Here is a 24,717-nt window from a genome sequence, read left to right on the forward strand (position 1 = left end):
GGCACGGACCCGCTCGGCTACCGCAGGTGCCTGCCGATCCGGTCGAACTCGGCCGCCATCTCAGGTGACGCGAGGAAGTCGTCGAGGGCAGCGGAGACCTCGAAGTCCACCGCCTCCAACGACCGGATCGCCAGCTGCACGACGAACTCGGGCTCGCGGCCGGCGAGGAATCCCGCCCAGTGCTCCAAGGCCTCCAGCGCCCACAGCACCTCCGGCTCCATGTCGCCGTCGGACAGCGTGCCCTCGTCGATCGTGTCCAGCCACTTGCGGAGCTGCTCGGGCGTGCTGCCCGCCGGGTCTGTGCGCGCCTGTTCGAACGCCTGCCGCGCGTCGTCGTCGAACTCGGTCTCCGCGGCGTCCGTGAGGTCGTCGCCCTTGGTCAGCAGGACCACGGTCTCCGCGCCGAACCGGTGTCGTCGTTCGTCGTCGGCGGCCTCGACCAGTTCGCGGACGGCCTGTTCCACCTCGCTGTAGTGCACGGCGCCATTCAAGCAGTCGGCAAGACCACCCGAATCGGGGATCATGCGGTCCGCACGGGCGCGTCGGCTCGTTCGGGCCGGGGTTCGTCGGCAGGCTGCGACCGCACGTCAACGAGGAACGCGGAAGGACTGACGACCCCATGATTCGGATCGTGCCTGCCAAGGACCAGCAAGTGCGTGTCACCTGGGCGCTGCCCCGGCACCTGCCGCCGGGACCCGTCAGCGTGGTCGGCGACTTCAACGACTGGACGCCGGGCACGACCGAGCTGCGCGCCCGCTCGAACGGCAAGCGCACCGCGGCGGTGGTCGTGCCGCGAGGCACCACGCTGCGGTTCCGCTACCTCGGTTCGGACGGCCACTGGTTCGACGACGAGGACGCCACCGCGCACGACGGGCAGGGCGGTCTGATCAGCGTCTGACGGGAACTGCGCGGCTCGGAGAACCGCCGCGTCGCCGACGGCCGTCCTCCCCGCGCCGTGAACTGCGCGGCGCCGGCTGCTGACACGCGACTATGGTCTCTGCCATACTCCCGAATCAGGGAGGCGGTGGGCGATGAGCGGCCAGGACAGGCGCGGCACCAAGCAGCGGATGCTGGACAGCGCCGTGCTGTTGCTGCGGGAACGGGGCGCGGCCGGTGTCACTGTCGACGCCGTGCTGGCGCACAGCGGTGCCCCGCGCGGGTCCGTCTACCACCACTTTCCCGGCGGCCGGAACGAGATGGTCCTCGGCGCGGTCCGCCAGGCCGGGGACTACATCGCCACCATGGTCCGCGAGTCGGCGGCCGAGGGTGACGTCGGGCAGATGGTGGACCGCCTGGTCGCCTTCTGGCGGCGGGCGCTGACCAAGACCGACTTCCGGGCCGGCTGTCCTGTTGCCGCTATGGCCATGGACAGCCGTGACGTCGTGCCTGAGGCGGGGGACGTGGTGCGCGAGATCTTCGCCCGGTGGCAGGACGGTCTCGTGGAAGCGTTTCGCGCCAGCGGTGTCGCACCGGAACGGGCTCGGCGGCTGGCGACGTTGGTCGTGTCCGCGATCGAGGGCGCGATCATCCTGTGCCGTGCGCGGCGTGACCTGGTGCCGCTCGACGACGTGCTCGTCGAGCTGACGCCCCTCCTCCAGCGACGAGACTAGGAGCCCGGCCCATGTGGAAGCCCAGCGCCTGCATCCTCTGCGAGTGCAACTGCGGGATCGAGATCCTCGTCGGTGAGGACGGCCGGTCGTTCGACAAGATCCGCGGCGACAAGCTCCACCCCGCTTCTGCCGGGTACACGTGCAACAAGGCGCTGCGGCTCGACCTGCACCAGAACGGGAACACCGGCAGGATCACGCGGCCGTTGCGGCGCAGGGCGGACGGCACCTTCGAGGAGATCGACTGGGACACCGCGATCCGCGAGGTCGCGGCGCGGCTGGGCGAGGTGCGGGACGCGTTCGGCGGGGAGACGATCTTCTACTACGGTGGCGGCGGCCAGGGCAACCACCTCGGCGGCGCGTACTCGCCGGCCACTCTCGCCGCGTTCGGCGCCCGGTACCGCTCGTCGGCGCTCGCGCAGGAGAAGACCGGCGAGTTCTGGGTCAACGCCCGCATGCTCGGCTCCATGAACCGCGCGGACTTCGAGCACTGCGAGGTCGCGTTGTTCGTCGGGAAGAACCCCTACCAGTCACACGGTTTCCCGCGCGCCCGGTCCGTGCTCAAGGAGATCGCCAAGGACCCCGCGCGATCGATGATCGTGATCGACCCCGTGCGCACCGAGACGGCGGAGCTGGCCGACTTCCACCTCCAGGTCCGGCCCGGCACCGACCTCTACCTGATGACCGCGCTGGCGGGCGTGCTCGTGCAGGAGGACCTGATCGCCGCGGACTGGCTCGCCGAGCACGCGGACGGACTGGACGCCGTCACCGCGGTGCTGCGCGAGGTTGCGGTCGGCGACTACTGCGCCGTCGCCGACGTCGACGAGACGCTGGTCCGCGCGGTCGCGCACCGCATCGCCGCCGCCGGCTCGGTGGCCGTGTTCGAGGACCTCGGGGTCCAGATGAACCGCGACTCCACGCTGGTCAGCTACGTCGAGAAGCTGGTGTGGTTGCTCACCGGCAACTTCGGCAAGAAGGGCACCCAGTACGTGCCCTCCAGCCTCGTGCCGATCGGCCGTGACCGCGGGTACGCCGGCGACGAGGGCCCGCGCAGTCCCGTCGCGGGTGCGCGGATCATCAGCGGTCTGGTGCCGTGCAACGTGATCGCCGAGGAGATCCTCACCGACCACCCGGCGCGCTACCGGGCGATGCTGGTCGAGAGCGCGAACCCCGCGCACTCCCTGGCCGACTCGGCCCGGATGCGGGAGGCACTGGAAGCGCTGGAACTCGTGGTCGTGATCGACGTCGCGATGACGGAGACCGCGCGCCTGGCCGACTACGTGCTGCCCGCGCCGACGCAGTTCGAGAAGTTCGAGGCCACCTTCTTCAACTTCGACTTCCCCCGCAACGTCTTCCACCTGCGACACCCGGTCGTCGCGGCGCCGGACGGGGTGCTGCCCGAACCGGAGATCCACGCCCGGCTGGTCGAGGCCTCCGGCGCGTTGACCGAGGAGGACTACGCGCCGTTGCGCGTTGCCGCGGCGGCCGGGCGCGTGGAGTTCGCGCAGGCGTTCCTCGGAGCTCTCGCGGACCCCGTGAAGCGACGGCTGGCGTCCGTCCTTCTGTACCGCACGCTGGGTCCGACGCTGCCGCACGACGCGTCGGCGGCAGCGGTGCTGTGGATGGCCGCGCACGAGTGCGCCCGCAAGAACCCGGCCGGTGTCGAGAAGGCGGGCCACGGAACTGGTCTGGAGGCGGGGGAGCGGCTGTTCGAGGCGATCGTCCACGGCGCGCACGGCGTGGAGATCACGCACGACGACTACGAGGCGTCGTGGCGGCGCCTTCCCCGCGGACGGATCACCCTCGACGTGCCGGACCTGCTCGCCGCGGTCGCCGCGTTGCGGGAGCGGGAGGCGCTGGGCGAGGACCCGGACTGGCCGTTCGTGCTGTCCGCCGGAGAACGGCGTGCGTTCACGGCCAACACGATCATGCGCGACCCCAGCTGGCGCCGCCGCGACCCGGACGGACGCCTGCGCATCAGCGTCACCGACGCGACGCGCCTGGGCGTGGCGACCGGTGACCCCGTCAGGCTCACCACCCGGCGTGGCGGCACCGAAGTGCTCGTGGAGGTCACGGAGTCCATGCGCTCCGGCCACATCTCGCTGCCCAACGGGTTCGGGCTCACGGTGCAGGAGCGCACGGGCGTCGCCCCGAACGAGCTCACCGCCGCCGAGGACCGGGACGAGTGGGCCGGCACGCCGTGGCACAAGCACGTGCCGGCCAGGCTCGAACCCGTCGAGGGGTGAGTCAGGCCGGGCGATCGGTGACGGTCAGCGCCAGGTCCGCGTCGACGACCGTCACGAGGACGTGGTGCCGCGCGCGCAACTCCCCGGCGAGCAGTGCGCGGGACAGCCTGCGGTCGAGCTCCTTGGCGATCGTCCGGCGCAACGGCCGGGCGCCGTACTCGGGCACGTAGCCGCGCGCGGCGAGCCAGTCGACGGCCTGCTCGTCCACCTCCAGCGTGATGTCCTGCTCCCGCAGCCGCTGACGGGTGCGCTCCAGCAGCAACGCGGTGATCTGGCGCAGCTGAACGGAGTCGAGGCCGCGGAACAGGATGATCTCGTCCAGGCGGTTGAGGAACTCCGGACGGAAGCACCGGCGGACCGCGGCCATCAGCGGTCCGCGCAGCTGGTCCACCTCGACGCCCGGCGCACCCGCGGCGAGGAGCTGGTCGGCGCCGATGTTGCTGGTCATGATGATCACGGTGTTGGCGAAGTCGGCGGTGCGTCCCTGCCCGTCGGTGAGCCTGCCCGCGTCGAACACCTGCAGCAACGTGTTGAAGACGTCCGAGTGCGCCTTCTCGATCTCGTCCAGCAGCAGCACCGAGTACGGCGCGCGCCGGACCGCGTCGGTGAGCTGGCCGGCGTCCTCGTAGCCCACGTACCCCGGCGGCGCGCCGATCAGCCGGGAGACGGCGTGCTGCTGCGCGAACTCGCTCATGTCGAACCGGATCAACCGGTCCTGCGAACCGAACAGCGCCTCCGCCAGCGCCCGTGCGACCTCCGTCTTGCCCACGCCGGTCGGGCCGAGGAACAGGAACGAGCCGACGGGCTGATTCGGGTGCTTGAGGCCGGCACGGCCCTGGCGGACCGCGTCGGCCACCGCCTCGACGGCCTCCTCCTGCCCGACGATCCGCTGGTGCAGCAGGTCCTCCAGGTGCAGCAACCTGTGCCGTTCCGCCTCGGTGAGCTGGGCGACCGGGATGCCGGTGCTGCGCGACACGACCTCGGCGACGTCGTTCGGCCCGACCTCGGGCGCGTCGGCCTGCGCGGCGCGGGCGGCCTCCAGTGCGGAGACCGCGCGGCGGAGGTCGTCGTCCAGGAACGGCAGGTCCTCGGTCTGCGCGGTGTCCCGTTCCCGCTTCAGGTCGCTCACCCGCTGTTCGAGCTCCGCCGGGTCCGGTGGCATCGGGGCCTTCTCCCGCAACCGGACGCGCGCGCCGGCGCGGTCCACCAGGTCGACCGCCTTGTCCGGCAGGAACCGGTCGGTGACGTAACGGGCCGACAGCTCGACGGCGGACACGATCGCCTCGTCGGTGATCCGCACCCCGTGGTGCGCCTCGTACCGGGTGCGCAGGCCGCGGAGGATGGCGATCGCCTCCACGCGCGACGGTTCGGCGACGAGCACGGGCTGGAACCGCCGTTCGAACGCGGCGTCCTTCGCGATGTGGCGGCGGTAGTCCTCGGCCGTGGTCGCCCCGATCACCTGCAGCCGCCCGGTCGTGAGCACCGGTTTGAGGATGTTCGCGGCGTCCATCGGCGCGTCCTCGGCACTGCCCGCGCCGACGACGGTGTGCAGCTCGTCGATGAACAGCACCACCATCCGGTTCGTGGCGGCCACTTCCTCGATCACGCCCACCAGGCGTTCCTCGAACTCGCCCCGGTACTTCGCCCCGGCCACCATGCCCACCAGGTCGAGGGAGATCAGCCGCCGGTCCCGCAGCGTCGCGGGCACGTCCCCGGAGGCGATCCGCGCGGCGATGCCCTCGACGATCGCGGTCTTGCCGACTCCGGGATCACCGACCAGGACGGGGTTGTTCTTGGTGCGCCGGGACAGCACTTCGAGCACCTCGTCGACGACGTCGTCCCTGCCGATCACCGGGTCGAGCAGGCCGTCGCGCGCCGCCGCGGTGAGGTCTCGTCCGTAGTGGTCGGTGCGCCTCGTCGCGGACGGTGGCCTGCCCAGCCCGCCGAAGAGCTTGCCGACCACGTCCTCCCACGAGTCGGACCCGAAGCCGAACACCCAGTCGTCGCCCACAGGCCTGCCACCTCACCGGATCGGGGGACCTCCACCCCCGATCCTCCTCCTCCTCACGGTCAGCACAGATCAGACGTCGGGAAGGTGGGGCGCAACTCGCACATGTGTTGCAAACGAGCGAGCGCCGATCACTTCCGCTTGGACGCTTGTGCGCTTCGGGTCGAACGTCAGGACGAGCGGGGTGCCCGCAGTCCGAGAAGCTCCTGCGTCTGATTGTTCTCCCTGATTGCCGCCGAGCACACCTGGTTGAACCCCGCCACACTGTTCTCGCGGGCGGCGAGCAGCAACTTGAACGCCTCGAGCAGCTGGGCTCCTGAAGCCTCGATGACCGCGCTGGGAAAGGGGTTCGGGTTGTGCAGGATCTTGGACGCCAGCGTAACGGCCCGCCCTCGGTTGAACTTCGTCACGATCGACTCGGCTCGGCGCGCTTCCTGCAGAACCCGGCACGCGTCGAAGCAGTCGTAGGCCCGCCGGGCTTGATGCGCTATGTCCCTCGCGAGATCGGAGTCCGGGTCTGGCAGGGCCCCTCCGTAGGCGGCGTCGTGCCGTGTAATCAGTTCGTAGGCTCGATCTAGATAAAGACGCCCCAGTCCGCCGATCAGCTCGACGCTGGTGAAATCGGATACCAGCAACTCACTCAGGAGGGCGGAGTTCGAATGGGTCAGGTCCTCGTCTGTGGCGACGGTATTAGTCATCTCAGCTTTGGTAGCCGCGTTGTTTGCAAGGTTCAGGATCGTCTCATCGGAGTCTTTCTCGGCGTCGTTGTGTTCGAACAAAATTTCCTGCAGCCAGGTTGGCATGGAGGAGCTTTTCCCGGATCCCTGGCCTTCGCGAAGGCGGTCGGCGATGCTGTTGGAGCTCTCGATTGCGCCGTACCGGCGGCGGTTCAGGAAACGTCCTACCGTGCCGGTGTAATTTCCGCCGATGATGTTCTCGAAAGCGTGGTCAATCGGATCCCAGTCGACCTCCTTGTTGAGGCGTAGGGCAATTCGCTCTCGCAGGATGGCGGCCAGGCTGACCGACTGGCTGTTGGCTATGACGATGTCCAGGTGTCCCTGAGCGGAGAGCAGTTCATTTCGCTGAGTGGAAATATTGCGGAGTGAGATATGTTCGACTTTTGCGAGAATCGCCTCAGCGGCGAACAGTAGGCTGTATTTTCGAATTTCTCCACTAGTGGCCGTTCGGGCGAGTTGCTCGTAGAGTTTTATCGACTCCTGGTGTTCCCAAATGTATCGATGGAACTCGGCTTTCGCGGTGAGGAGCTGGGTGTTTAGGGGCCAATGGGTCAAGCTGTCGGAAAATATCTTGAAAAGGGGCGAGTTGTCGACTTTGGGTGTTCTGGTTGCCGGTTTCGGTCCCATGTTGCGCTTATGTTTGAATTTTGCAACCTTGAAGTCAAGAACACCTTTCCAGCGGCAGTGCTCTCGTTTCAGCTTCAACTCCATCTTGGATAGTTCGATGGATGGCCCATAGCGTTCGTGGTGTGAGTTCAAGCGATGTTGGCGCTCGTTGTACACCTTTTCAATTCGTTCCTGCTGTACGATCGGAGGCAAGCGAAGGAAGTCTTCGTCGGGTTGTTGTGCCGCGATTCGAAGGCTTCCCTTTTCGTGCCAGTCCGATTCGATGCACTCAAGATCCAGTGTTGCGCAGGAGTGCAAAGGAGTCGGCTGATGTGACAGCCATTCCTGCACTGCCTTGATGCACGACCTGCGCATCTTCTCTGTTTCGTTTGCGTTCTCGCTGGACTGTGAGGTGGTGTGCTTTATGTATTTCACCTGGCGAAGCCAGACCGAGTATGAGAACGCAGTGGGTGCGAGCTGTACGGCCGCGTGGGCCAGTTCCTCTGCTTTGGCTGAGCGTGCTCGCGCGGCATTGAGGCGTTGCGCTTCGAAGAGCAGATAGGCTTGGAATCCGTATGCTTGGGCGAGGGCGCACAGCAGTCGGGAAGAATCCAGGTCTTCGAGGGGAACGCTTTCGCTGTCGTCAGGTGATCCGGTGTTCGAGTTCTGCTTTTTTTCGGAGTTCTGCTTAGTTCTTGCCGATGTGACTGCGTGGTCGGCCAGTATCTCGATCGCTTCTTGGGCGCCTGTCAATCGTATTGCGATGTCGTTGCAGCGAACGTGAGTGCGACGAAGGAAGCGGGCGGCAAGGATTTTGATTTCCTGAGGCCAGGATCCTCTGCTTCCCCAGCAGTGCTCAATGGGATCCATGACCATTTTCTTGGATTCCAGGAGCTCCTCGTCATTTGCGCCTTGTTGGATCAACAGGTCGGCGGCATCGAACAACCGGGTCGACCAAAGCAGCAGTGGATCGCCGATCTCATGGCTCAGAATCAATCCTTTCGCGGCATTGCCGACCGCAGTCATCAGCTCTCTGCGGCTTTCGCTTGGATCTTGCAGAAGGCGGCTGCGCATCTGGCTGATCCGGCTACCGAACTGCAGGTGGGCAAAGGTGCTCTTTGTCGAGTTGTAATCCGGTAGGGAATCGGTCAGCAAGGAGGTGGCGGCGTCTGTCAGGTCGTGTGCTTCCGCCAGCCTGTCGTAGTCGACCAGGACATCTGCCGTGTTGAGCAACCACGAGATGGCGAGGCTGACACGTCCGGCTTGGCCGGGTCCCCGTTGGCGTGCCCCTCCGAGTAGCGCTTCGACCGCCGAGAGTCGCGTGTCGATCAGATGGGGATTGAGTCCCATTCGCTTGCCGGCCAGTGCCAAGGAGGCGTCGGCCGATCGCAGTAGGGTGTGTGTGACCTCGCCGGGTTCGCACTGGGTGAGGGCGCCGGAAAATTCGTAGGCCGCGTTGAGGAACATCGCCGCCGTCTGCGCGCCTGTACCGTGAGCTCGGGAAGCCAGGGTCAACGTGGCGAGCGAGTTGTAAAGCCTGTAGAGGGCGGCGAGAGGCGTGGCGGTTCGACGATCCGCCTGTGTTTCAGCGGTCTGCTCGATGGCCGCCGGCACAAGATGCTCGGTGGCAGGACTCAGGTACGTTGCCAGCGCGGGCAGATACAGGAAGTCTCCAGCGGGCGCGACCACGAGCGAACTGATGGTGCTGTGCAGCTTGGATAGCAGCTTGCGCCCGTCGTCCTCGATCCACCCTAGGATAGCGCGGAGCTTGCGCTGGAAGACCAAGTCGGTCAGATCGTCGTCGCCACTGACGACTGCGCCCGCGAGCACCAGCGAGGGAGTTGCCGCCGCCACCAGGCGGAGCTCCAGGTCGGGAACGCTGAGTTCCGGTGGGAAGAACTGGTCGACCAGTTCCTTGTCCAGAATTGGTTGGTCGAACGGGTCTGCCTCATTCTCACTGCGTGTGATGGCTGCGATCAACAGCGAACGCAGCGCCTGTTCGCTGGCTTGGCCCAGGAGCAGGCCGCCGGTCTCCGTGGCGAATAGGATGCGAGCGTCCTTCAGAACTGCCAGCAACCTCGGTGTGAAGCCGACCTCCGGATCTTCCAGAACGCGGAGGGGGAGCTCCAGCTGGTCGGACATCGCCCACACGAGGAGCACGGCCAGTGGTTCCGGTCCGGCGTCGGCATTCCATGTTCCGGCGAGTTGGCACTTCAGCTCAAGCAGGGTCTTCGCGACACTGGGTGTGCTGCCTGCCAGCAACGCCACGGCGACCTCTTCCGGACTGGGTTCAGGGCCGTCGCCGTCGACCGTGCTGAGATAGCCGGTGACGCTGGGGACGAGCACGCCGGGCAGTCGCAGCCGGCTGTCCTGGACGCAAGCGAATACTTCCTCACTGTCGACCGCAGCGTCCTCGTTGGCGAACAACGAGGAGAGAAGTCGCGCCGCCTCGTCGTGCTGGAGCTCCTGCAGGCGGATCGGAACCAGGGCGTCGAGCTGGTCGTTGCCGCGAGCGGTCACGGGTACGCGGGTGATGATGATGTTCCCGGTGTTGCGGAAGTAGGGGTGTGCCAGCAACGCGTCGAGCTCGCCGTTGATCCGCTGGGAGTTGTAGCCCAGTCGTCCGCAATCGACCACGGTGAGCAACGTGCGACCTCGGGCGTGGTCGCGAAGCCGGTCGATCATTGCTTCGAGGCGGGCATCCCCTGGCGTGTCCGCGGTGGTGTTGACGTCCTGCAACCGAATGTCCAAGGCGCGGGCCAAGGCCTCGAGGACGGGCGCCTCCGCGCTTTCGTTGACGATCACGATGTCGAGCAGGAGCCACGGATGGTCGATCGGCGCGGACTTCTGCACGTTCGTCTCGGCGAGCAGTTGGCGAACGAAAGCTGCTTTCCCCGCGTACTTCGGGCCCTGAACCGGCAGCACGGCACGCTGCCGGAACCGGCCCTGCCCGCTCTTGAGCTCTTGAACCCGTCCTGCGAAGTTGCGTTCGGCCTGTGGCCACGGGGAGAAGCCGCTGGGTCGTGACTGGCTCGTCACCGAGGCTTCGCCGTCGGGTGCCGGGTAGCTGTGCGGCGATCGCGCGGGCTCGACATTTAAGCGGTTGCGCAGCCAGGGCATGTCCGACCACTCCGCGCCGCTGTGCTTCGGCACGAGTGTGGTGCTGTCGACGTCAGGCGACTTCGCCATCAGCGCGCTGACGGTCTCCAGGATCCATTTCGGTGACAGGCTGGGCCGAGCTTCTCGGACTCCCTTGAAGGCTTCAAGCAGGGCGCCGGTGAAGAAAGTGGTCTCGCGCGTCGGATCGCCGAGTGCCGGGTACTCCTCCGACGTGGCGGCCATGACGTGCCAGCCGAGCTTCTCGTGTGCTGAACCGGGCTCTGCCATCACCTTTCGGATCGCTAGGCCCGCATGACAGCAGTCGAGAATGAGCAGCTTCTTGTCCGCGTGGCGCCTTTCCAGCTGTACTGCCTCGAGAATCTGGTCGATCGACACCATCGAGTCCAGGGGTCTGGTGACATCCGTCGTGTCGACGGTGGCCAGGTAGAGCTTGCCGTCCTGTTCGTGGGCATGGCCGACGAAGTACAGCACGAACAAGCCGCCCTTGTCGGTGTTGCGATATCCCATGCGAACCGCGTCCAGGATTTCCGCCGCAGTCATGTCGACCTCGCCAAACATGCGTGGCCGTGTCAGCCCCCACAGGTCCTGTGCGAGGAACTCGGCCTTGAGTCGCGTCACGTTCACCTGCGCCGCAGGGACCGGTGGCAGACTTGACCTCGGGTACGTGTGTCCGCCGATCAACACCGCACTGGAGTGCGCCGGGTCTGCCTTCTCCTGCATGGGGTTCACTCCAACTCCTTGAGTACTGCAGCTACGTCCCGTGCCTCTCCCTCGACGGTGAGGTGGGTTCGGCGCGCGTCGCCGGGGAGGTCCGTTCTTGTCACGACAACCTTGAGATCGCTGCCCCCCGGCTGGCGCAACCGCTTCGACACGTGGTCGTAAAGTGCCTGCACCACGACCGGGATTAGCACGTTCTCGCCCAGGAACTGGAGAACCTCCAACACTCCGAGATCTCCCGGCCGAGGCGCCTCGGCGACCCGGTCGATCTGAATGTCGTGCGCCTCCAGTCTGGTGCGCAGGGAGGTGTCGATCCGACGAAGCTCGTCGGCCTGCCCGTCCATTACCCGCACTGCGATGTCCATTGATTCCCCCGAGTTGCTGGTCGGTTGAAGTATCGGCCGCTGAGAGCCGACGAGGGTGTGGAGCTATTAGCCCTCGGCAGCCGTCAAGGTCTTCATGGTCATCGGTGCCGCCCGGACAACGTTACGGAGTGACTTTGTCGCGATCAGGTGAGCCGGTGGGGTGGGCGTCGTCAATCGGCTTGCGATCTACAACCTTGACCTCGTGCAGCAGACTCGTCGCGGATTTGTCCGTCGTGAGCAGGTCCGGCGGTTCGCGAATCGACCGGCGCTCATCGCAGCAGCGGCGGTCGGGCTCGGCGTCCCGTCCACCAGCGGCATGCGATCACCCCGATGCGGACGTGGTAGATCGTGATCTTGGCTGATAGGTCCCACGCGCGCCGGACGAGCTGCCCGGTGGATTCTGCGATGTAATCCACGGCGCGCCGGTCGGCCCGTCGCGGAAGGGAACACGTGCCTCGCATCGCCTACCTGGTCTCCAGCGCCCGGGAGATCGACCTCCTGGACAGCGGCGGCCATCCGACGGGGTACTGGGCCGAGCAGGCACTCACGTCCTACGACCGGTTCATGACCCTGGGCGCCGATGTCGTGGTGATGACTCCCGACGGCGGTGCGCCGGTCATCGAGCCCTGCAGCCTTGAGCCGCACTTCCACCACCCGGCCGAGGACCGCGGCTATTACGCCTCGGTGTGCCGGACCTTCCACCGCCACCCGGACCGCATCCGGGTCACCCTGCACCACTCCGCGGACCTCGAACTGGTGGCGGCTCGGCGGATCGCGCGGCGTCTGGTCGTGGCGGGGAGGTCGGCGGAGGAGGCCCACGAGTTGGTCGGCCGGGCCGCGAAGATCGCTTGGCAGCGGGATCGGAAGCTGGTCGACGTGATGCTGGCGGAGGGGCTGGACGGTGGCCTCACCGAAGCGTCTCTTCGCCAGGCTGTCGAGGAGCTGGCGGTGGTGAGCGCCGCCGTCGCCGAGGACCGGAGGGCCAGACTGGAGGAGCTCGACGGCTTCCGCTCGCCGGTGGCGCTCGCCGGGCTCACCGACGCCGAGCTGGGGGAGCTCGACGCCCTGTTCGTTCCCGGCGGGCACGGCGCGATGGTGGACCTGCCGGAAAGTCCTGCTGTGGCAAGGCTTCTGAGCGTCCTGCACCGGAAGGGCGCGCCAGTCGCGACGCTGGGGCACGGCGCCGCGCTGCTCCTGGCCGCGCCGGACCGGCTCGACGGGCAGTGGCTGTTCGAGGGCTTCCGGCTCACCTGTCCCACGAACGAGGAGGAGGACCAGAGCGCCTTCGGCGGGCTTCCCTGGTATCTCGCCAACGCGCTGCAGAACGCGGGCGCCGTCCTCGACGACGCCCCCTACCCGTGGGCCTCGCACGTCGTCGTCGACCGGAACCTGATCACCGGCCAGAACGCGTACTCCACCGAGGCGGTGCTCGGGGCGTTCGGGAAGGCGCTGGGGCCGGCCTGAGCGCAGGAATCCGGCAAAGGTGCATCGGATTCCGGCATGCACGCGGACTTACCGTGCGGAAATGCCTTCCATTCGCTCTCACGCCGTCCTCGACCACGATGCCGCGACCGTGTGGGCCGTGGTCCGCCGGGTCGGTTCGGTGGCCGACTGGTTCCCCTCGATGTCGAGTTCCGAGCCCACCGACTCCGGCCGCGTCGTCGTTCTGGGCGACGGCACCAGGCTCGTCGAGGACACCGTCACGTTGAACGACGAGCTGCGCCGCTACCAGTACCGGATCACCGGCGGCGATCTCGTGCCCACCGCCCACCTCGGCACCATCGACGTGCTCGACCTGGGAGACGGCCGGTCCGTGCTCGTCTACGGCTCCGACGTGGAGCCCGCCGAGGTCGCCGAGGCCTTCGACGCCGCCATCGGTGAGGCCGTCGCCGGTCTCAACGCCCATCTGACCGGGTGACTCGGCCGGGCCCGCTGAATCGTGGCAGCTCGCCCCGCTCGCAGGAATTCGCTACTCGACAGCCGGATTCTGCGATGTAAGTCGGATCACCGACCGGCATGGTTCCTCTTACCTTCACCAGCCCGCAATCGGGAGGAAACAATGCCCCGTATCGCCTTTCTCGTGTCTGGGGCGCGGGAGATCGACCTGCGCGAGAGCAGCAATCACCCGACCGGTTACTGGCTCGAAGAGGCGCTGCTGTCGTACGAGCGGTTCGTGGCCGCGGGTGCCGAGGTCGTCGTCATGACGCCGGACGGCACCGCCCCGGTCCCGGACCCGTACGGCCTTCGTCCCGTCTTCCACTACCCGGCGCAGGACCGCGACTACTTCGCCTCGGTCTACCGGACGTTCCACCACGACCCGGACGACATCCGGATCACGCTGCACCACACCACGGAGCTGAACCTGGTGGCCGGACGGCGGATCGCGCAACGCCTCGTGGCCGCCGGCAGGACGGTCGCCGAGGCGCACGACCTGATCAGCCGGGCGGCCAGGATCGCGTGGCGCGAGGACCGGGACCTGGTCGGGGTGATGCTCGCCGAGGGACTCGACGGCGGCCTGCCCGAGGCGTCTCTCACCCAAGCGGTCGACGAGCTGAACGAGGAGAGCCAGGCCGTGGCCGACGACCGGCTGGCCCGCGCGAACGCGATCGAGGGCTTCCAGTCCCCGGTGGCGCTCTCCAGCCTCAGCGACGACCAGCTCGGCGAGTTCGACGCGATGTTCGCGCCGGGTGGCCACGGCCCGATGGTCGACCTCCCGGAGAACCCCGACGTGGCCCGGTTGCTGTCCGTCCTGCACGCCAAGGGCGCCACGATCTCGGCCCTGTGCCACGCACCCGCGTTGCTGCTGGCCGCACCCGACCGCATCGACGGCCAGTGGCTCTTCGAGGGGTTCCGGCTCACCTCCTACACCAACGAGGAGGAGGACCAGAACGAGATCGGCAGGCTCGGGATGCCGTGGCTGCTCGCGTCGGCCCTGCAGAACGCGGGCGCGATCTTCGACGACGCGCCCTTCCCGTGGGCCTCGCACGTCGTCGTCGACCGGAACCTGATCACCGGCCAGAACCCCTACTCCACCGAGGCGACCGCCGACGCCGTCCTGAAGTCGTTGGCGCTGCTGTGAACCCGCGAACCGAGGAGGCAGTCATGACCACGACCGCGCGCCGGACGGTCGAAGCGTTCCTGACCGGGTTCCGGTTGAAGGACGTCGAGGCCGCGATGTCCACCGTGGCCGACAACGCCGTGGTGACCGTCTTCCCGCTGAAGGTCCGCGACGGCGGCAAGGACGTCGTGAGCACCCTGCTGCGGGACGTCGTCACCGCCTTCCCCGACCTGCTGGTCACCGTGAAGAACGTCATCGAGGTCGGCGCGGTCGTCGTCGCCGAGTTCAAGATCGAGGGCACGCAGGCGGCCGACTTCCTCGACGCCATCAACCAGGAGAAGCACCTCGACCTCGACACCGCCTGGCGGTTCACCGTCGAGGACGACCGGATCGCCGGCATCGAGGCCTACTGGTGCCAGAACCAGCTCTACCGCCGGCTCGCCGTGAAGCGCCAGGACCACGTGACGATCGTCTGAAGGAGACACCGTGACGCAGCAGCTAGACCGCCCGGCGACGACCACCCGCACCCCGGTCGACGTCGTCACCGAGTTCTTCGACCGCTACCGCGAGCGCGACGTCGTGTCGATGACGGACCTGTGCACCGACAACGCCGACTTCTCCTACATCCCCTTCGAGGTGTGGGCCAAGCAGCGCGTGGTGCGCGGTGACGGCAAGGTCCGCACGATCGGGCGCGTCATCTGGAGCGGCCTGATCAACGCGTTCCCCAACCTGGGCAACGACATCCACCACATCGACGGCAACGACGAGGGCGACGTCGTCGTCGCCTGCGACATCACCGGCACCCAGCAGTCGGCATGGGGGTTCATCGGCCCCAAGGGCCAGTACTTCGCCGAGCCCCACCTGTTCCTCCTGCACGTCAACGAGGAGGGCCTGATCGACAGCATCAGGGCCTACTGGGACAACGCGGGCGTCAACCGGCAGCTCGGCCACTTCGAAGTCGACTGAGAGAGGACACCGAGACGCATGGCGCTTCTCAAGCGTGAAGAGTGGGAAGGCTTCGTCCGCGACGTCGACTGGACTCTGTCCTACGTGGACGACGAGGCGGTCTACCCGGACTGGCTGACGGGCAGCGGGAAGGTTCCGCGCGAGGCGTGGGCGAAGTGGGAGGAGGGCTACAAGGTCAGCTACCCGGAGTACGTGTACACCCAGCGGGAGAAGGAGTCCGCGACCTACGCCGTCAAGGCCGCGTTGCAGCGCACCGCGACGTTCGACCACCTCGACGAGGGCTGGAAGTCCTCGACGAAGATGCACTTCGGCGGCGTCGCCCAGGTCGAGTACACCGCCATGCTCGCCGAGCTGAAGATGGCCCGCTTCGGCCTCAACGGCGCGTGGCGCAACATGGCCGTCTACGGGCAGCTCGACGAGCTGCGGCACCAGAACCTCACCACGTTCTTCGGGCACGAGCTGGTGGCCAAGGACCCGCAGTTCGACTGGACGCAGAAGACCTACAGCACCAACGACTGGGTGCCGATCGCGCTGCGCACGTTGTTCGACGGCTTCATGACCACCTCGAACGTCGTCGACTGCGCGCTGATGCTGCCGCTGACGTTCGAGACCGGCTTCACCAACCTGCAGTTCGTCGCGCTCTCGGCCGACGCGCTGGAGGCCGGCGACGTCAACTTCGCGAGCATGATCTCGTCGATCCAGACCGACGAGGCCCGGCACTCGCAGCAGGGCGTCGCCACGCTGGAGATCCTCGTCGAGCACGACCCGGCCCGCGCCCAGTGGGTGATCGACAAGGGCTTCTGGGCCAACGCCAGGGCGTTCGCCGCGCTGACCGGGCCGGCCATGGACTACTACACCCCTCTGGAGCACCGGAAGCAGTCGTACCGGGAGTTCATGGAGGAGTGGATCGTCGACCAGTTCGTCCGCACGATCGAGGACTACGGCCTCAAGAAGCCGTGGTTCTGGGACGAGTTCATGCGCGGCCTCGACACCTGGCACCACTCCCTCCACATGGGACTGTGGTGGTGGCGCCCGACCCTGTGGTGGAAGCCGAAGGCCGGAGTCTCCAAGGACGAGCGCGACTGGTTGCGCGAGAAGTACCCCAACTGGGAGACCGTCTACGGCGACAAGTGGGACGTCATCATCGACAACATCAACGCCAACAACGTCGAGGCCACGCTGCCGGAGACGTTGCCGTGGCTGTGTTCCACGTGTCACCTGCCCATGTGCAACCCCACGCAGTCGCGGGACGGCACGTGGCGCATCCGGGACCGGTCGCTCGACTACAACGGTCAGAAGTACCACTTCTGCAGCAACGGCTGCCGCCAGATCTGGTGGAAGGACCGCGACAACGTCAACCACCTGACTCTGGTGGACCGCTTCCTGGCCGGGCAGATCCAGCCGATGACCGTGCCAGGACTGCTCGACTACATGGGCATCACGCCGGACGTCATGGGCGACGACCCGGACTACGAGGCCTGGACCAGGGACTACGCCGGCCGCGAGGCGAGCGGCCTGATCGTGGCGGGACGGTGAACCGATGAGCGAGACGACGGAACTCGGCGTCGAGGACAGGGCCCCGGAACTGGTGCCGCTCAACGCGATCTTCTCCACGGACTTCGTCGCGATCCTGGTCCCGGTGACCACCGCGAACACGATGGACGAGGTGGCCGCGGCGGTCGCCCACCACTCGGAGGGACGCCGCGTGCGCGCCCTCCCGCACCCGAAGGTCGTCATCCACAACGGCCGCAAGCTGTCCGGCTCCATGACCGTCGCCGAGGCGGGCATCAAGCCGCTCGACCACGTGGCGGTCGAGTACGAGATCCCCGGAGGCGCGTCGTGAAGAACCCCGTGGGGCCGGTGCTGCGGCACGGCGACGAGGTCGACCAGATCATCGCCGCCATCGAGGACGACAACCCGGACGCCGAGATCGAGGTCATCGACCGCGGCGCCTACATCCGGGTGCAGGCGGAGGGCCGGCTCGAACTGACCGAGGCGACCCTGCAGTCCTACCTCGGGTCCGACTACCGGATCCGTTCGCTGGAGGTCTCCATGTCCTCCTTCGCGGGCCGCGTGCGCACCGGCAGCGACCACATCGTCTGGGAGAGCGGGGCAAGGGCATGAGCGAGCCCGTGAAGAAGCGGCAGCGCAAGCTGCGCACGTTCAGCGCGTTCGGCGACGTGCGCCGGATGCCGAGCGAGTACGAGATCGTCACGCACTCGCAGAACTGGAACACCCGCACCGGCAAGACCAGCGTGTTCGAGCAGAACCCGTCCTCGCCGGGCAACCTGTGGTTCCTGACCTACCGCGAGCACTCGCCGTTGCAGGCAGACGACTGGGAGGGCTTCCGCGATCCCGACAAGATCGCCTACCGCGCCTACGTCAACCTCCAGGCCACGGCGCAGACCAAGCTCGACGGCGTCCTGGAGATGTACGCGGACGCCGACGCGACCCTGCCGCAGGAGCAGGTCGAGCGGCTGGGTTCTCTGCTGACGCCGTCGCGCTACCTGGTCCACGGCTTCCAGCAGGCCGAGGCCTACGTCGGCTACATCGGCCCGAGCTCGTACGTCACGAGCGCGGCGGGCTACGCCAACGCCGACTTCCTGCGCCGCGTGACCACGGTCGCCTACCGGACCCGTGCGCTGCAGATCGCCCACCCCGGTTCCGGCATCGGCGAGAACGAGCGCGAGCTGTGGGAGCGGCACCCGGCGTGGCAGCCCGCGCGCAAGGCCGTCGAACGGGCGCTGGTCGCCTACGACTGGGGCGAGGCGTTCACCTCGCTCAACCTGGTCCTCGCCCCGACCCTGGACGACCTGCTGCTGCGCCAGTTCGGCGCGGTGAGCAGGGCGGCGGGCGACGAGCAGTCCTGGCTGATCGGCGGACTCCTGGACGCGGACAGCCGCCGGCGCGACCGGTGGAGCGCGGCTCTGGCCCGCTACGCCCTCGACCAGCGCGCCGCCAACGAGAAGCCGTTGCGCAAGTGGATCGACCGCTGGTCGGCGATGGCCGACGAGGCGGTGGAGGCACTCGCTCCGCTGCTCGGCCGGCCCGCCGCGGAGGTCGTCGCGCAGGCACGGGCGTCTCGCGAGTCGTTGCACAGCACCGTTTTCGACGTGGCCACCGCCGGGAGGTGATCGGAGATGACTGAGGCCGTGACCGAGGAGCTCACCGAGAAGAAGTGGCACGAGGTGTCGCACCTCGACGAGCTCTGGGAAGGCGAGATGCTCGCCGTCGACGTGGAGGGCAAGTCCGTCCTCCTGGTGAACATGGACGGCGACGTGCTGGCCTACCAGAACCGGTGCCCGCACCAGGAGTGGCCGCTGGCGGACGGTGAGCTGGACGGCCGCAAGCTCACCTGCGCGCAGCACCTCTGGGAGTTCGACGTGTGCACGGCCAAGGGCATCAACCCGTCCACGGCGACGCTCGTCGGCTACGACTGCAAGGTCGACGACGAGGGTGCGATCTCGGTGCGTGTGCGGTGAGCAGGTTCGTGCTGGTCGGCGGCGGGGTCGCGGCGGCGGCCACCGCCGCGGGTCTCCGCGCCGCGGGCTATGACGGCAGGCTGCTCCTCGTCTCCGACGAGCTGCACCTGCCCTACGAGCGCCCGCCGCTGTCCAAGCAGTACCTCGCCGGGCAGTTCGGGGTCGGGGACTTCCAGGCCAACCCCGAGGGCTGGTACGCGGGCAACGACGTCGAGGTGCTCCTCGGCACGCGGGTCGACGCGCTCGACCCTGCCGCCCACGAGGTCCGCCTGTCCGACGGCGGCACGGTGGCCTACGACGCCCTGGTCCTCGCCACCGGCGTGCGGGCCAGGACGTTGCCGGGCTTCACCGGGGACCGCGTGCACTCGCTCCGGTCGGTCGCCGACTCCGAACGCCTGGGCGCCCGCCTGCGACCGGGACGCCACCTGGTGATCCTCGGCGCGGGCTTCATCGGGTGCGAGGTCGCCGCCGTCGCCGCCGCGCGCGGGGTCCGGGTCACGGTCTTCGAACCCGAGGCGCTGCCGCTCGCGCGTGCGCTGGGGCCCGAGTTCGGCGCCGCGATGGTGGGCGTCCACGGCGACAGGGGTGTCGAGATCCGGGCCGGGCAGCTGATCACCGAGATGAGGGAGACGGCGACCGGGCTGGAACTGCGGACCCGCGACGGCGAGGTCGTCGAGTGCGACGAACTGCTCGTCGGCGTCGGCTCCATCCCCAACACCGAACTCGCCACGGGAGCCGGGATCGAGGTGAACGGAGGCGTCGTCACCGACGAGTTCGGCTGCACGAGCGCGCCGGACGTGTTCGCGATCGGGGACGTCGCCTCCCGGTTCCACCCGGCCTACGGCCACGCGGTCCGGGTCGAGCACCACGACACGGCGATGCGCCACGGCGCCAACGCCGCCCTGAACCTCCTGGGCGAGGCCGTGCCGTTCACCGACACCCACTACTTCTGGTCGGATCAGTACGACCACAGCATCAAGTCCGTCGGCCACGCGGGCGCGGAGGCGACGAAGGTCCTCCGCGGCTCGGTCGAGGACCGGTCGTTCTCGGTGTTCTCGCTCGAAGGCGGCCGGGTCACGGCCGTGGTCACCCTCGACCGGCCCCAGGACCTCATGACCACCCGCAAGCTGCTCGCGGTGCCCCACGAGGTCTCCGCAGGCCAGCTCGCCGACGACGGGTTCGACCTCAGGAGCCTGCTGCCGCAGCGGCCGCGGCAACGACGAACGGAGTCGCCGCGATGACCGCTGTGATCGAGGCCGTGGACATCACCGTCCGGGAGGACCAGGTCCGGATCGCGCGGGACGAGGCGCTGGCCGCGCTGAACCGCGTGCTGGGCAGGCCCGCCGGCGAGGCCCGCGCCCGGCTGCGGTTCGGTCCGGGCGTCACGTGCGAGCAACTCGCGCGCGTGCTCGACAAGGCGCTCGTCCGGGCCCAGGAACGAGGCTTGGCCGCGGATGCGCTGGTCCTGGCCGCGGGGACCGCCGTGGAGGCCGAGGACATCGTCCGGATCCGGCGCAAGGCCCACGGCGTGGCGGACTGGATCAGCAGTCCCACCGCCGACGTGACGATCGTGCTGCGGCCGAAGGGACTGGCGGCGGTCGCGGAGGCGGCGCCGGTCATGCCGCCACGCGCACACGTGGTCCGGGAGCACGTTCCCGAGACCGAGGCCGAGCTGGCGGTCCGCGAGGCGCTCTACGACGTCATCGACCCGGACCTCGGCGTCAACGTCGTCGACCTGGGCTTCGTCCGCCAGGTCCGCATCGACGGCGGCATCGCGACCATCACGATGACCCTCACGTCGGCGGCGTGCCCGCTGACGGCGGTGATGGAGCGCAACGTCCACGCCGTTCTCGCCGGACGCGACTTCGTCCTGGAGTGGGAGTGGCTGCCCGCCTGGAAGCCGGCCGACATCAGCGCGGACGGGCGCGAGCAGCTCCAGGCCATCGGTTTCTCCGCCTTCTGACCCTCTTCGGGAGACAGCAATGACCGTGCAGGAAAGCACGATGTCCGTCGCGACCCTGAACGCAATCATGGACGCGTTCAACGCGCACGACCTCGACGCGATCATGGAGTTCTTCGTCGAAGACTGCACGTTCGACACCTCGCGCGGCCCCGAGCCGTGGGGCGGCCGCCTGGTCGGCAAGCAGGCCGTGCGGGAGGGCCTGGCCGCGCGCTTCGCCGCCATCCCCGACGTGCACTACGCCGCCGACCGGCACCGGGTCCAGGGAGACCTGGGCGTGTCGGAGTGGCTGGTCACCGGCACGGCCGCGGACGGCACGGCGGTGAAGGCCCGCGGCTGTGACCTCTGGGAGTTCCGCGGCGGCAAGATCGCCCGCAAGGACTCGTACTGGAAGATCGTTGACCCGTTCTGACCAGCGGAGAACGGCAAACGCAGGAGTAGGGTGCAGGCGAACGACCTGGAGGTGTGCATGACCGACTTCCTCAACCCGCTGGAGTTCCGGATCAGCTCGGGAGACCTCGTCCGGGAGCTGAAGTCCCGCGCGGACCAGGTCGGGACCAACGACGGGCTGTGGCCGGGTCTCACGATCTACCGGTTCGACGAGCCCGTGGCCCCGCTGTGGGAGGAGGTCCGCGAGCTGCACCTGTGCGTGATCGCCCAGGGCCGCAAGCGGGTCACGCAGGGCGGGGTCGCGCACTACTACGACCCGTTCACCTACCTGGCCATCAGCGGCAACGAGCCCTTCCTGACCGAGATCGTCGAGGCCAGCCAGGAGAAGCCCTTCCTGTCGTTCGGCCTGCAGCTCGACAACGACCTCGTGCGCAGCATCTCCTCGGACATCATCATGGAGCGCCAGACGACGGCGTTCACCCGCGAGCCCGCAGAGGCCGTGCCACCCTCGTTCGTCTCCGCGCTCGACCGGGACATGATGGACGCGATCCTGCGCTTCCTCCGCGCGCTGTCGACGGGCGCGGACCGGCGGGTCCTGGCACCGACGTACCTCAAGGAGATCGTCTACCGCGCGTTGCAGGCCGAGCAGTACTCCAGGCTGGTCGGCCGGGCGGCGCGGGAGAGCGCCAACAACCCCGTCAGCGCGATCATCGCCTACGTCCGCGACCACATCGCGGAACCGTTGAGCGTCAACGACATGGCCGAGCGCGCGTTCATGAGCCCGTCGGCGTTCTCGCACCTGTTCCGCGACGTCACCGGCCGCTCGCCGTACCAGTTCGTGAAGGACATGCGGCTCAACAGGGCCCGCGAGCTGCTGGTCGAGGACGAGTCGAACGTCACCCAGATCTCGAAGGCGGTCGGCTACCGGAGCACCTCGCACTTCATCAACGAGTTCCGCGACCGCTTCGGCGTGACGCCACGCGCGTTCGGTGACGCTCTGTCGAGCGGCGAGCTTCCTCCGGTCGGCAGGCTCGACCAGGCCAACTGACGCACGTCCCACGAAGTCGGAGCACCTGGTGACCAGGTGCTCCGCCGTCGGCGCGCGCCAATAACTCAGAAGGACGTTCTCATGACCCACGTTCTCGTCGCCGTCACCGGCGCCGACCACTGGACCCTGGCCGACGGCACACGGCACCCGAGCGGCTACTGGCCGGAGGAGCTGAGCACGCCGTACCAGGTCTTCGCCGACGCGGGATTCGACATCACCCTCGCGACCCCTGGCGGGGTGAAGCCGACGCCGGACCCGGCCGGCTTCGACCCCGAGCACCACGGCGGCAGCGCCGAGGAGGCGCAACGGGTGCGGCTGCACCTGGAGTCGATCGGGCAGCGACACACACCCCTCGCACTGGAGGACCTCGACGTCACCGACTTCGACGTCGTCTTCGTCCCCGGCGGCTGGGGGCCCATGGAGGACCTCGCCGTCTCCGACACGTTCGGCGCCCTGCTGCGGCGATTCACCGAGGCCGGCAAGCCGGTCGCCGCGGTGTGCCACGGCCCGGCCGCACTGCTCCCGGCACGCGACGACAACGGCGACTGGCTCTTCAGCGGGCGCGACGTCACCGCCTTCAGCAACGTCGAGGAGCACGCCGTCGGCACCGCGCCGCTGGCCAGGTGGCTCGTCGAGGACAGGCTGAGGGCCGAGGGAGGCCGCTACCGCCGCGCGCCGCAGGACTGGGCGGAGTTCGTGGTCGTGGACGGCAACCTCTACACAGGACAGAACCCCAGTTCGGCCCGCGCACTCGCCGAAAGGCTGGTCCAGGACACGGCGGCGTCCACGCCAGAAATCCGCGAGGTCCACGACACCGCGGCGTCCTGAGGTAGAGCGGACTCCACCCCGAGAACGCCCCTCCACTGCACTGACCGCCGCAAGATCGATTTCTAGTGTTCCGTTCATGACTTCGACCCCTGCGGCGGGCTCCGGCCACGCCCCCTCCACCGGCTGGCGCGCACTGGTCCGGCGCTTCCCGCTGATCGCGTTCTTCACCCTGGCCAACGGCATCAGCTGGGTGGCCTGGCTGCCCTACATCCTGTCGCTGGACGGGTTCGGCGTGCTGCACTTCCGGTACCCGGACCTGGTGATGGGCAACCAGCTCACCGCGATCCTGCCCGGCGCGTACCTCGGCCCGCTGGCCGCCGCGTTCACCGTCACCGCCGTCACCGAGGGCCGCGAAGGCCTGCGGCGGTGGCGCAGGCGGCTCTTCCAGTTCCGCGCCGGCGCCGGCTGGTACGCGTTCGCGTTGTTCGCCGTGCCCGTGGCGGTCCTGCTCGGCACGCTCGCGGTGACCGACGCCGAAGGCTTCCAGGTGCCGTCGCTGATGGTGCTGGCCATCTACGTGCCGATGCTGGTGCTCCAGTTCTTCACCACCGGCCTCGCCGAGGAACCGGGCTGGCGCGACTTCGCCCTCAGCCGACTTCAGCAGCGCCACCACCCGATGGTCGCCACGTTCGTCCTGGGCGTCCTGTGGATCATCTGGCACCTGCCGCTGTTCCTCACGCCGTGGGCGGGCCCCGACGTCACGCCGGAGACGATCGTGCGCTTCGCCGTGGTGGCCATGGAGATGAGCTTCCTGATCACCCTGGTCTACAACAAGGGACGCCAGAGCCTGCCCCTCGTCATGCTGCTGCACTGCTCGATCAACAACTTCCAGTCCGTCGCGTTCTCCGAGTTCTTCCCCGACGCCGGCGACGAGATCCTCTGGGGCCCCGCGCTCGGCCTGGGGCTGCTGGGACTCATCGTCATCGCAGTCACCAAGGGTCGCCTCGGCTACACCGAGAGCGCCGACAGGAAGGTCCAGGCGGCCGTCTGAGGTGCGTGGCCGGTGCCGTGCGACCATTTCACCCCGCGCCGAACCAGCAGGCGCGGGGCAACGCATGGGGAGCAAGTGAGAACCAGGTTCGCGGCCGTCCTGACGGCGTTCGTGCTCATGACGACGACCGCGTGCGGCACCGACGTGCCCGCCGGGCTCGCCGACAAGGTCGAGGCGGGCTGTCCCGGCCTGCTGAAGCCCGAACCGCTCGCGGTCATCACCAAGGACCTCGTGGTCTCCGAGGTGAACGGCGTGGACGCCGACGGCTGCCAGGTCTTCGTCTCGACCGGACGCAAGGCGCTCAGCGTGGGGATCGTCGCCTACCCGAGCCCGGAGGAGTCGGAACGGCTGACGCCGATGCTCTGCACCGACGGCAAGCTGGACGTCGAGACCAAGGCGTGCACGGCCGGCACGGTCGAGGGCCAGACGTACTCTCTGCACGCCGTGGCCGGGCGGTGGAACGTGCGGGTCGCGGTGTTCGAGATCCCGGCGACCGACGAGGTGAAGGACGCCGTGCAGCAGATCGTCGAGGACCTCAGGAACTCCGACAAGACCCGCGGCTAGAACGGAAGGCTCTGCACCTGTGAA

At 68.1% G+C, this 24,717-nt stretch carries 24 protein-coding genes; 20 read left to right on the forward strand and 4 right to left on the reverse strand.

All coding sequences use genetic code 11. The features are described 5' to 3' along the window. Positions 1-17 precede the first annotated feature (17 nt). Positions 18-479 (reverse strand): hypothetical protein, encoded by a 462-nt coding sequence (locus ACFWN2_RS03145; protein ID WP_382424605.1) that lies wholly within the window; start codon positions 477-479, stop codon positions 18-20. A 173-nt stretch (positions 480-652) separates the two neighbouring features. Here ACFWN2_RS03145 and ACFWN2_RS03150 point away from each other — a divergent pair, with 173 nt between their 5' ends. The 3 genes from ACFWN2_RS03150 (at position 653) to ACFWN2_RS03160 (ending at position 3,853) form a co-directional block, all read left to right on the forward strand. Next, on the forward strand, positions 653-898 hold the full coding sequence (locus ACFWN2_RS03150; RefSeq protein WP_382424606.1) for an isoamylase: 246 nt from the start codon (positions 653-655) through the stop codon (positions 896-898). 133 nt (positions 899-1,031) lie between these two features. After that, complete coding sequence (locus ACFWN2_RS03155; protein ID WP_382424607.1) at positions 1,032-1,610, forward strand: TetR/AcrR family transcriptional regulator; 579 nt, start codon at positions 1,032-1,034, stop codon at positions 1,608-1,610. A gap of 11 nt (positions 1,611-1,621) precedes the next feature. Next, on the forward strand, positions 1,622-3,853 hold the full coding sequence (locus ACFWN2_RS03160) for a molybdopterin-dependent oxidoreductase (RefSeq protein ID WP_382424608.1): 2,232 nt from the start codon (positions 1,622-1,624) through the stop codon (positions 3,851-3,853). A 1-nt stretch (position 3,854) separates the two neighbouring features. Here the strand turns inward: ACFWN2_RS03160 and ACFWN2_RS03165 are convergent, their stop codons facing one another. The 3 genes from ACFWN2_RS03165 to ACFWN2_RS03175 all read right to left on the reverse strand — a co-directional run bounded on the left by ACFWN2_RS03165 (position 3,855) and on the right by ACFWN2_RS03175 (position 11,406). Next, a complete protein-coding gene (locus ACFWN2_RS03165; protein ID WP_382424609.1) occupies positions 3,855-5,864 on the reverse strand; it encodes an ATP-dependent Clp protease ATP-binding subunit in 2,010 nt (669 codons plus the stop codon). A 167-nt stretch (positions 5,865-6,031) separates the two neighbouring features. Further along, positions 6,032-11,044, reverse strand: coding sequence for a caspase domain-containing protein (locus tag ACFWN2_RS03170; protein WP_382425579.1), 5,013 nt, complete (start codon positions 11,042-11,044; stop codon positions 6,032-6,034). Between the two features lie 5 nt (positions 11,045-11,049). Beyond that, positions 11,050-11,406 carry a hypothetical protein gene (locus tag ACFWN2_RS03175; protein WP_382424610.1) on the reverse strand — a complete coding sequence of 119 codons (357 nt, stop codon included), beginning with the start codon at positions 11,404-11,406 and terminating at the stop codon, positions 11,050-11,052. A gap of 450 nt (positions 11,407-11,856) precedes the next feature. Here ACFWN2_RS03175 and ACFWN2_RS03180 point away from each other — a divergent pair, with 450 nt between their 5' ends. The 17 genes from ACFWN2_RS03180 to ACFWN2_RS03260 all read left to right on the forward strand — a co-directional run bounded on the left by ACFWN2_RS03180 (position 11,857) and on the right by ACFWN2_RS03260 (position 24,693). After that, positions 11,857-12,870, forward strand: coding sequence for a DJ-1/PfpI family protein (locus ACFWN2_RS03180; protein ID WP_382424611.1), 1,014 nt, complete (start codon positions 11,857-11,859; stop codon positions 12,868-12,870). A gap of 61 nt (positions 12,871-12,931) precedes the next feature. After that, positions 12,932-13,324 carry an SRPBCC family protein gene (locus ACFWN2_RS03185; protein WP_382424612.1) on the forward strand — a complete coding sequence of 131 codons (393 nt, stop codon included), beginning with the start codon at positions 12,932-12,934 and terminating at the stop codon, positions 13,322-13,324. A gap of 162 nt (positions 13,325-13,486) precedes the next feature. Then, entirely contained in the window at positions 13,487-14,485 is a 999-nt protein-coding gene (locus ACFWN2_RS03190) for a DJ-1/PfpI family protein (RefSeq protein WP_382424613.1), read from the forward strand. 23 nt (positions 14,486-14,508) lie between these two features. Further along, positions 14,509-14,940: a nuclear transport factor 2 family protein gene (locus tag ACFWN2_RS03195; RefSeq protein ID WP_382424614.1), complete on the forward strand. Its 432-nt coding sequence runs from the start codon at positions 14,509-14,511 to the stop codon at positions 14,938-14,940. Between the two features lie 10 nt (positions 14,941-14,950). After that, positions 14,951-15,430: a nuclear transport factor 2 family protein gene (locus ACFWN2_RS03200; protein WP_382424615.1), complete on the forward strand. Its 480-nt coding sequence runs from the start codon at positions 14,951-14,953 to the stop codon at positions 15,428-15,430. An 18-nt stretch (positions 15,431-15,448) separates the two neighbouring features. After that, positions 15,449-16,966, forward strand: a complete 1,518-nt coding sequence (locus ACFWN2_RS03205; protein WP_382424616.1) for a toluene monooxygenase — start codon at positions 15,449-15,451, stop codon at positions 16,964-16,966. Between the two features lie 4 nt (positions 16,967-16,970). Then, entirely contained in the window at positions 16,971-17,273 is a 303-nt protein-coding gene (locus ACFWN2_RS03210; RefSeq protein WP_382424617.1) for a toluene-4-monooxygenase system B family protein, read from the forward strand. Then, positions 17,270-17,554: an MmoB/DmpM family protein gene (locus ACFWN2_RS03215; RefSeq protein WP_382424618.1), complete on the forward strand. Its 285-nt coding sequence runs from the start codon at positions 17,270-17,272 to the stop codon at positions 17,552-17,554. The genes ACFWN2_RS03210 and ACFWN2_RS03215 overlap by 4 nt, the downstream gene beginning before the upstream one ends. Further along, positions 17,551-18,564, forward strand: a complete 1,014-nt coding sequence (locus ACFWN2_RS03220) for a toluene hydroxylase (protein WP_382424619.1) — start codon at positions 17,551-17,553, stop codon at positions 18,562-18,564. The genes ACFWN2_RS03215 and ACFWN2_RS03220 overlap by 4 nt, the downstream gene beginning before the upstream one ends. A 6-nt stretch (positions 18,565-18,570) precedes the next feature. Continuing rightward, on the forward strand, positions 18,571-18,912 hold the full coding sequence (locus tag ACFWN2_RS03225; protein ID WP_382424620.1) for a Rieske 2Fe-2S domain-containing protein: 342 nt from the start codon (positions 18,571-18,573) through the stop codon (positions 18,910-18,912). After that, positions 18,909-20,153, forward strand: coding sequence for an NAD(P)/FAD-dependent oxidoreductase (locus ACFWN2_RS03230; protein ID WP_382424621.1), 1,245 nt, complete (start codon positions 18,909-18,911; stop codon positions 20,151-20,153). The genes ACFWN2_RS03225 and ACFWN2_RS03230 overlap by 4 nt, the downstream gene beginning before the upstream one ends. Further along, positions 20,150-20,875 carry an iron-sulfur cluster assembly protein gene (locus ACFWN2_RS03235; RefSeq protein WP_382424622.1) on the forward strand — a complete coding sequence of 242 codons (726 nt, stop codon included), beginning with the start codon at positions 20,150-20,152 and terminating at the stop codon, positions 20,873-20,875. Before ACFWN2_RS03230 ends, ACFWN2_RS03235 begins: the two co-directional genes overlap by 4 nt. Before the next feature lie 19 nt (positions 20,876-20,894). After that, a complete protein-coding gene (locus tag ACFWN2_RS03240; RefSeq protein WP_382424623.1) occupies positions 20,895-21,284 on the forward strand; it encodes a nuclear transport factor 2 family protein in 390 nt (129 codons plus the stop codon). 57 nt (positions 21,285-21,341) lie between these two features. Beyond that, positions 21,342-22,310: an AraC family transcriptional regulator N-terminal domain-containing protein gene (locus tag ACFWN2_RS03245; protein WP_382424624.1), complete on the forward strand. Its 969-nt coding sequence runs from the start codon at positions 21,342-21,344 to the stop codon at positions 22,308-22,310. Positions 22,311-22,391: 81 nt separating this feature from the next. After that, positions 22,392-23,138 carry a type 1 glutamine amidotransferase domain-containing protein gene (locus ACFWN2_RS03250; protein ID WP_382424625.1) on the forward strand — a complete coding sequence of 249 codons (747 nt, stop codon included), beginning with the start codon at positions 22,392-22,394 and terminating at the stop codon, positions 23,136-23,138. 76 nt (positions 23,139-23,214) lie between these two features. Beyond that, positions 23,215-24,129: a CPBP family intramembrane glutamic endopeptidase gene (locus ACFWN2_RS03255; protein ID WP_382424626.1), complete on the forward strand. Its 915-nt coding sequence runs from the start codon at positions 23,215-23,217 to the stop codon at positions 24,127-24,129. A gap of 75 nt (positions 24,130-24,204) precedes the next feature. Further along, on the forward strand, positions 24,205-24,693 hold the full coding sequence (locus ACFWN2_RS03260; protein ID WP_382424627.1) for a hypothetical protein: 489 nt from the start codon (positions 24,205-24,207) through the stop codon (positions 24,691-24,693). The last annotated feature ends 24 nt before the right edge of the window (positions 24,694-24,717 follow it).

The organism is Lentzea sp. NPDC058436 (assembly GCF_042721515.1).
GTDB lineage: Bacteria > Actinomycetota > Actinomycetes > Mycobacteriales > Pseudonocardiaceae > Lentzea.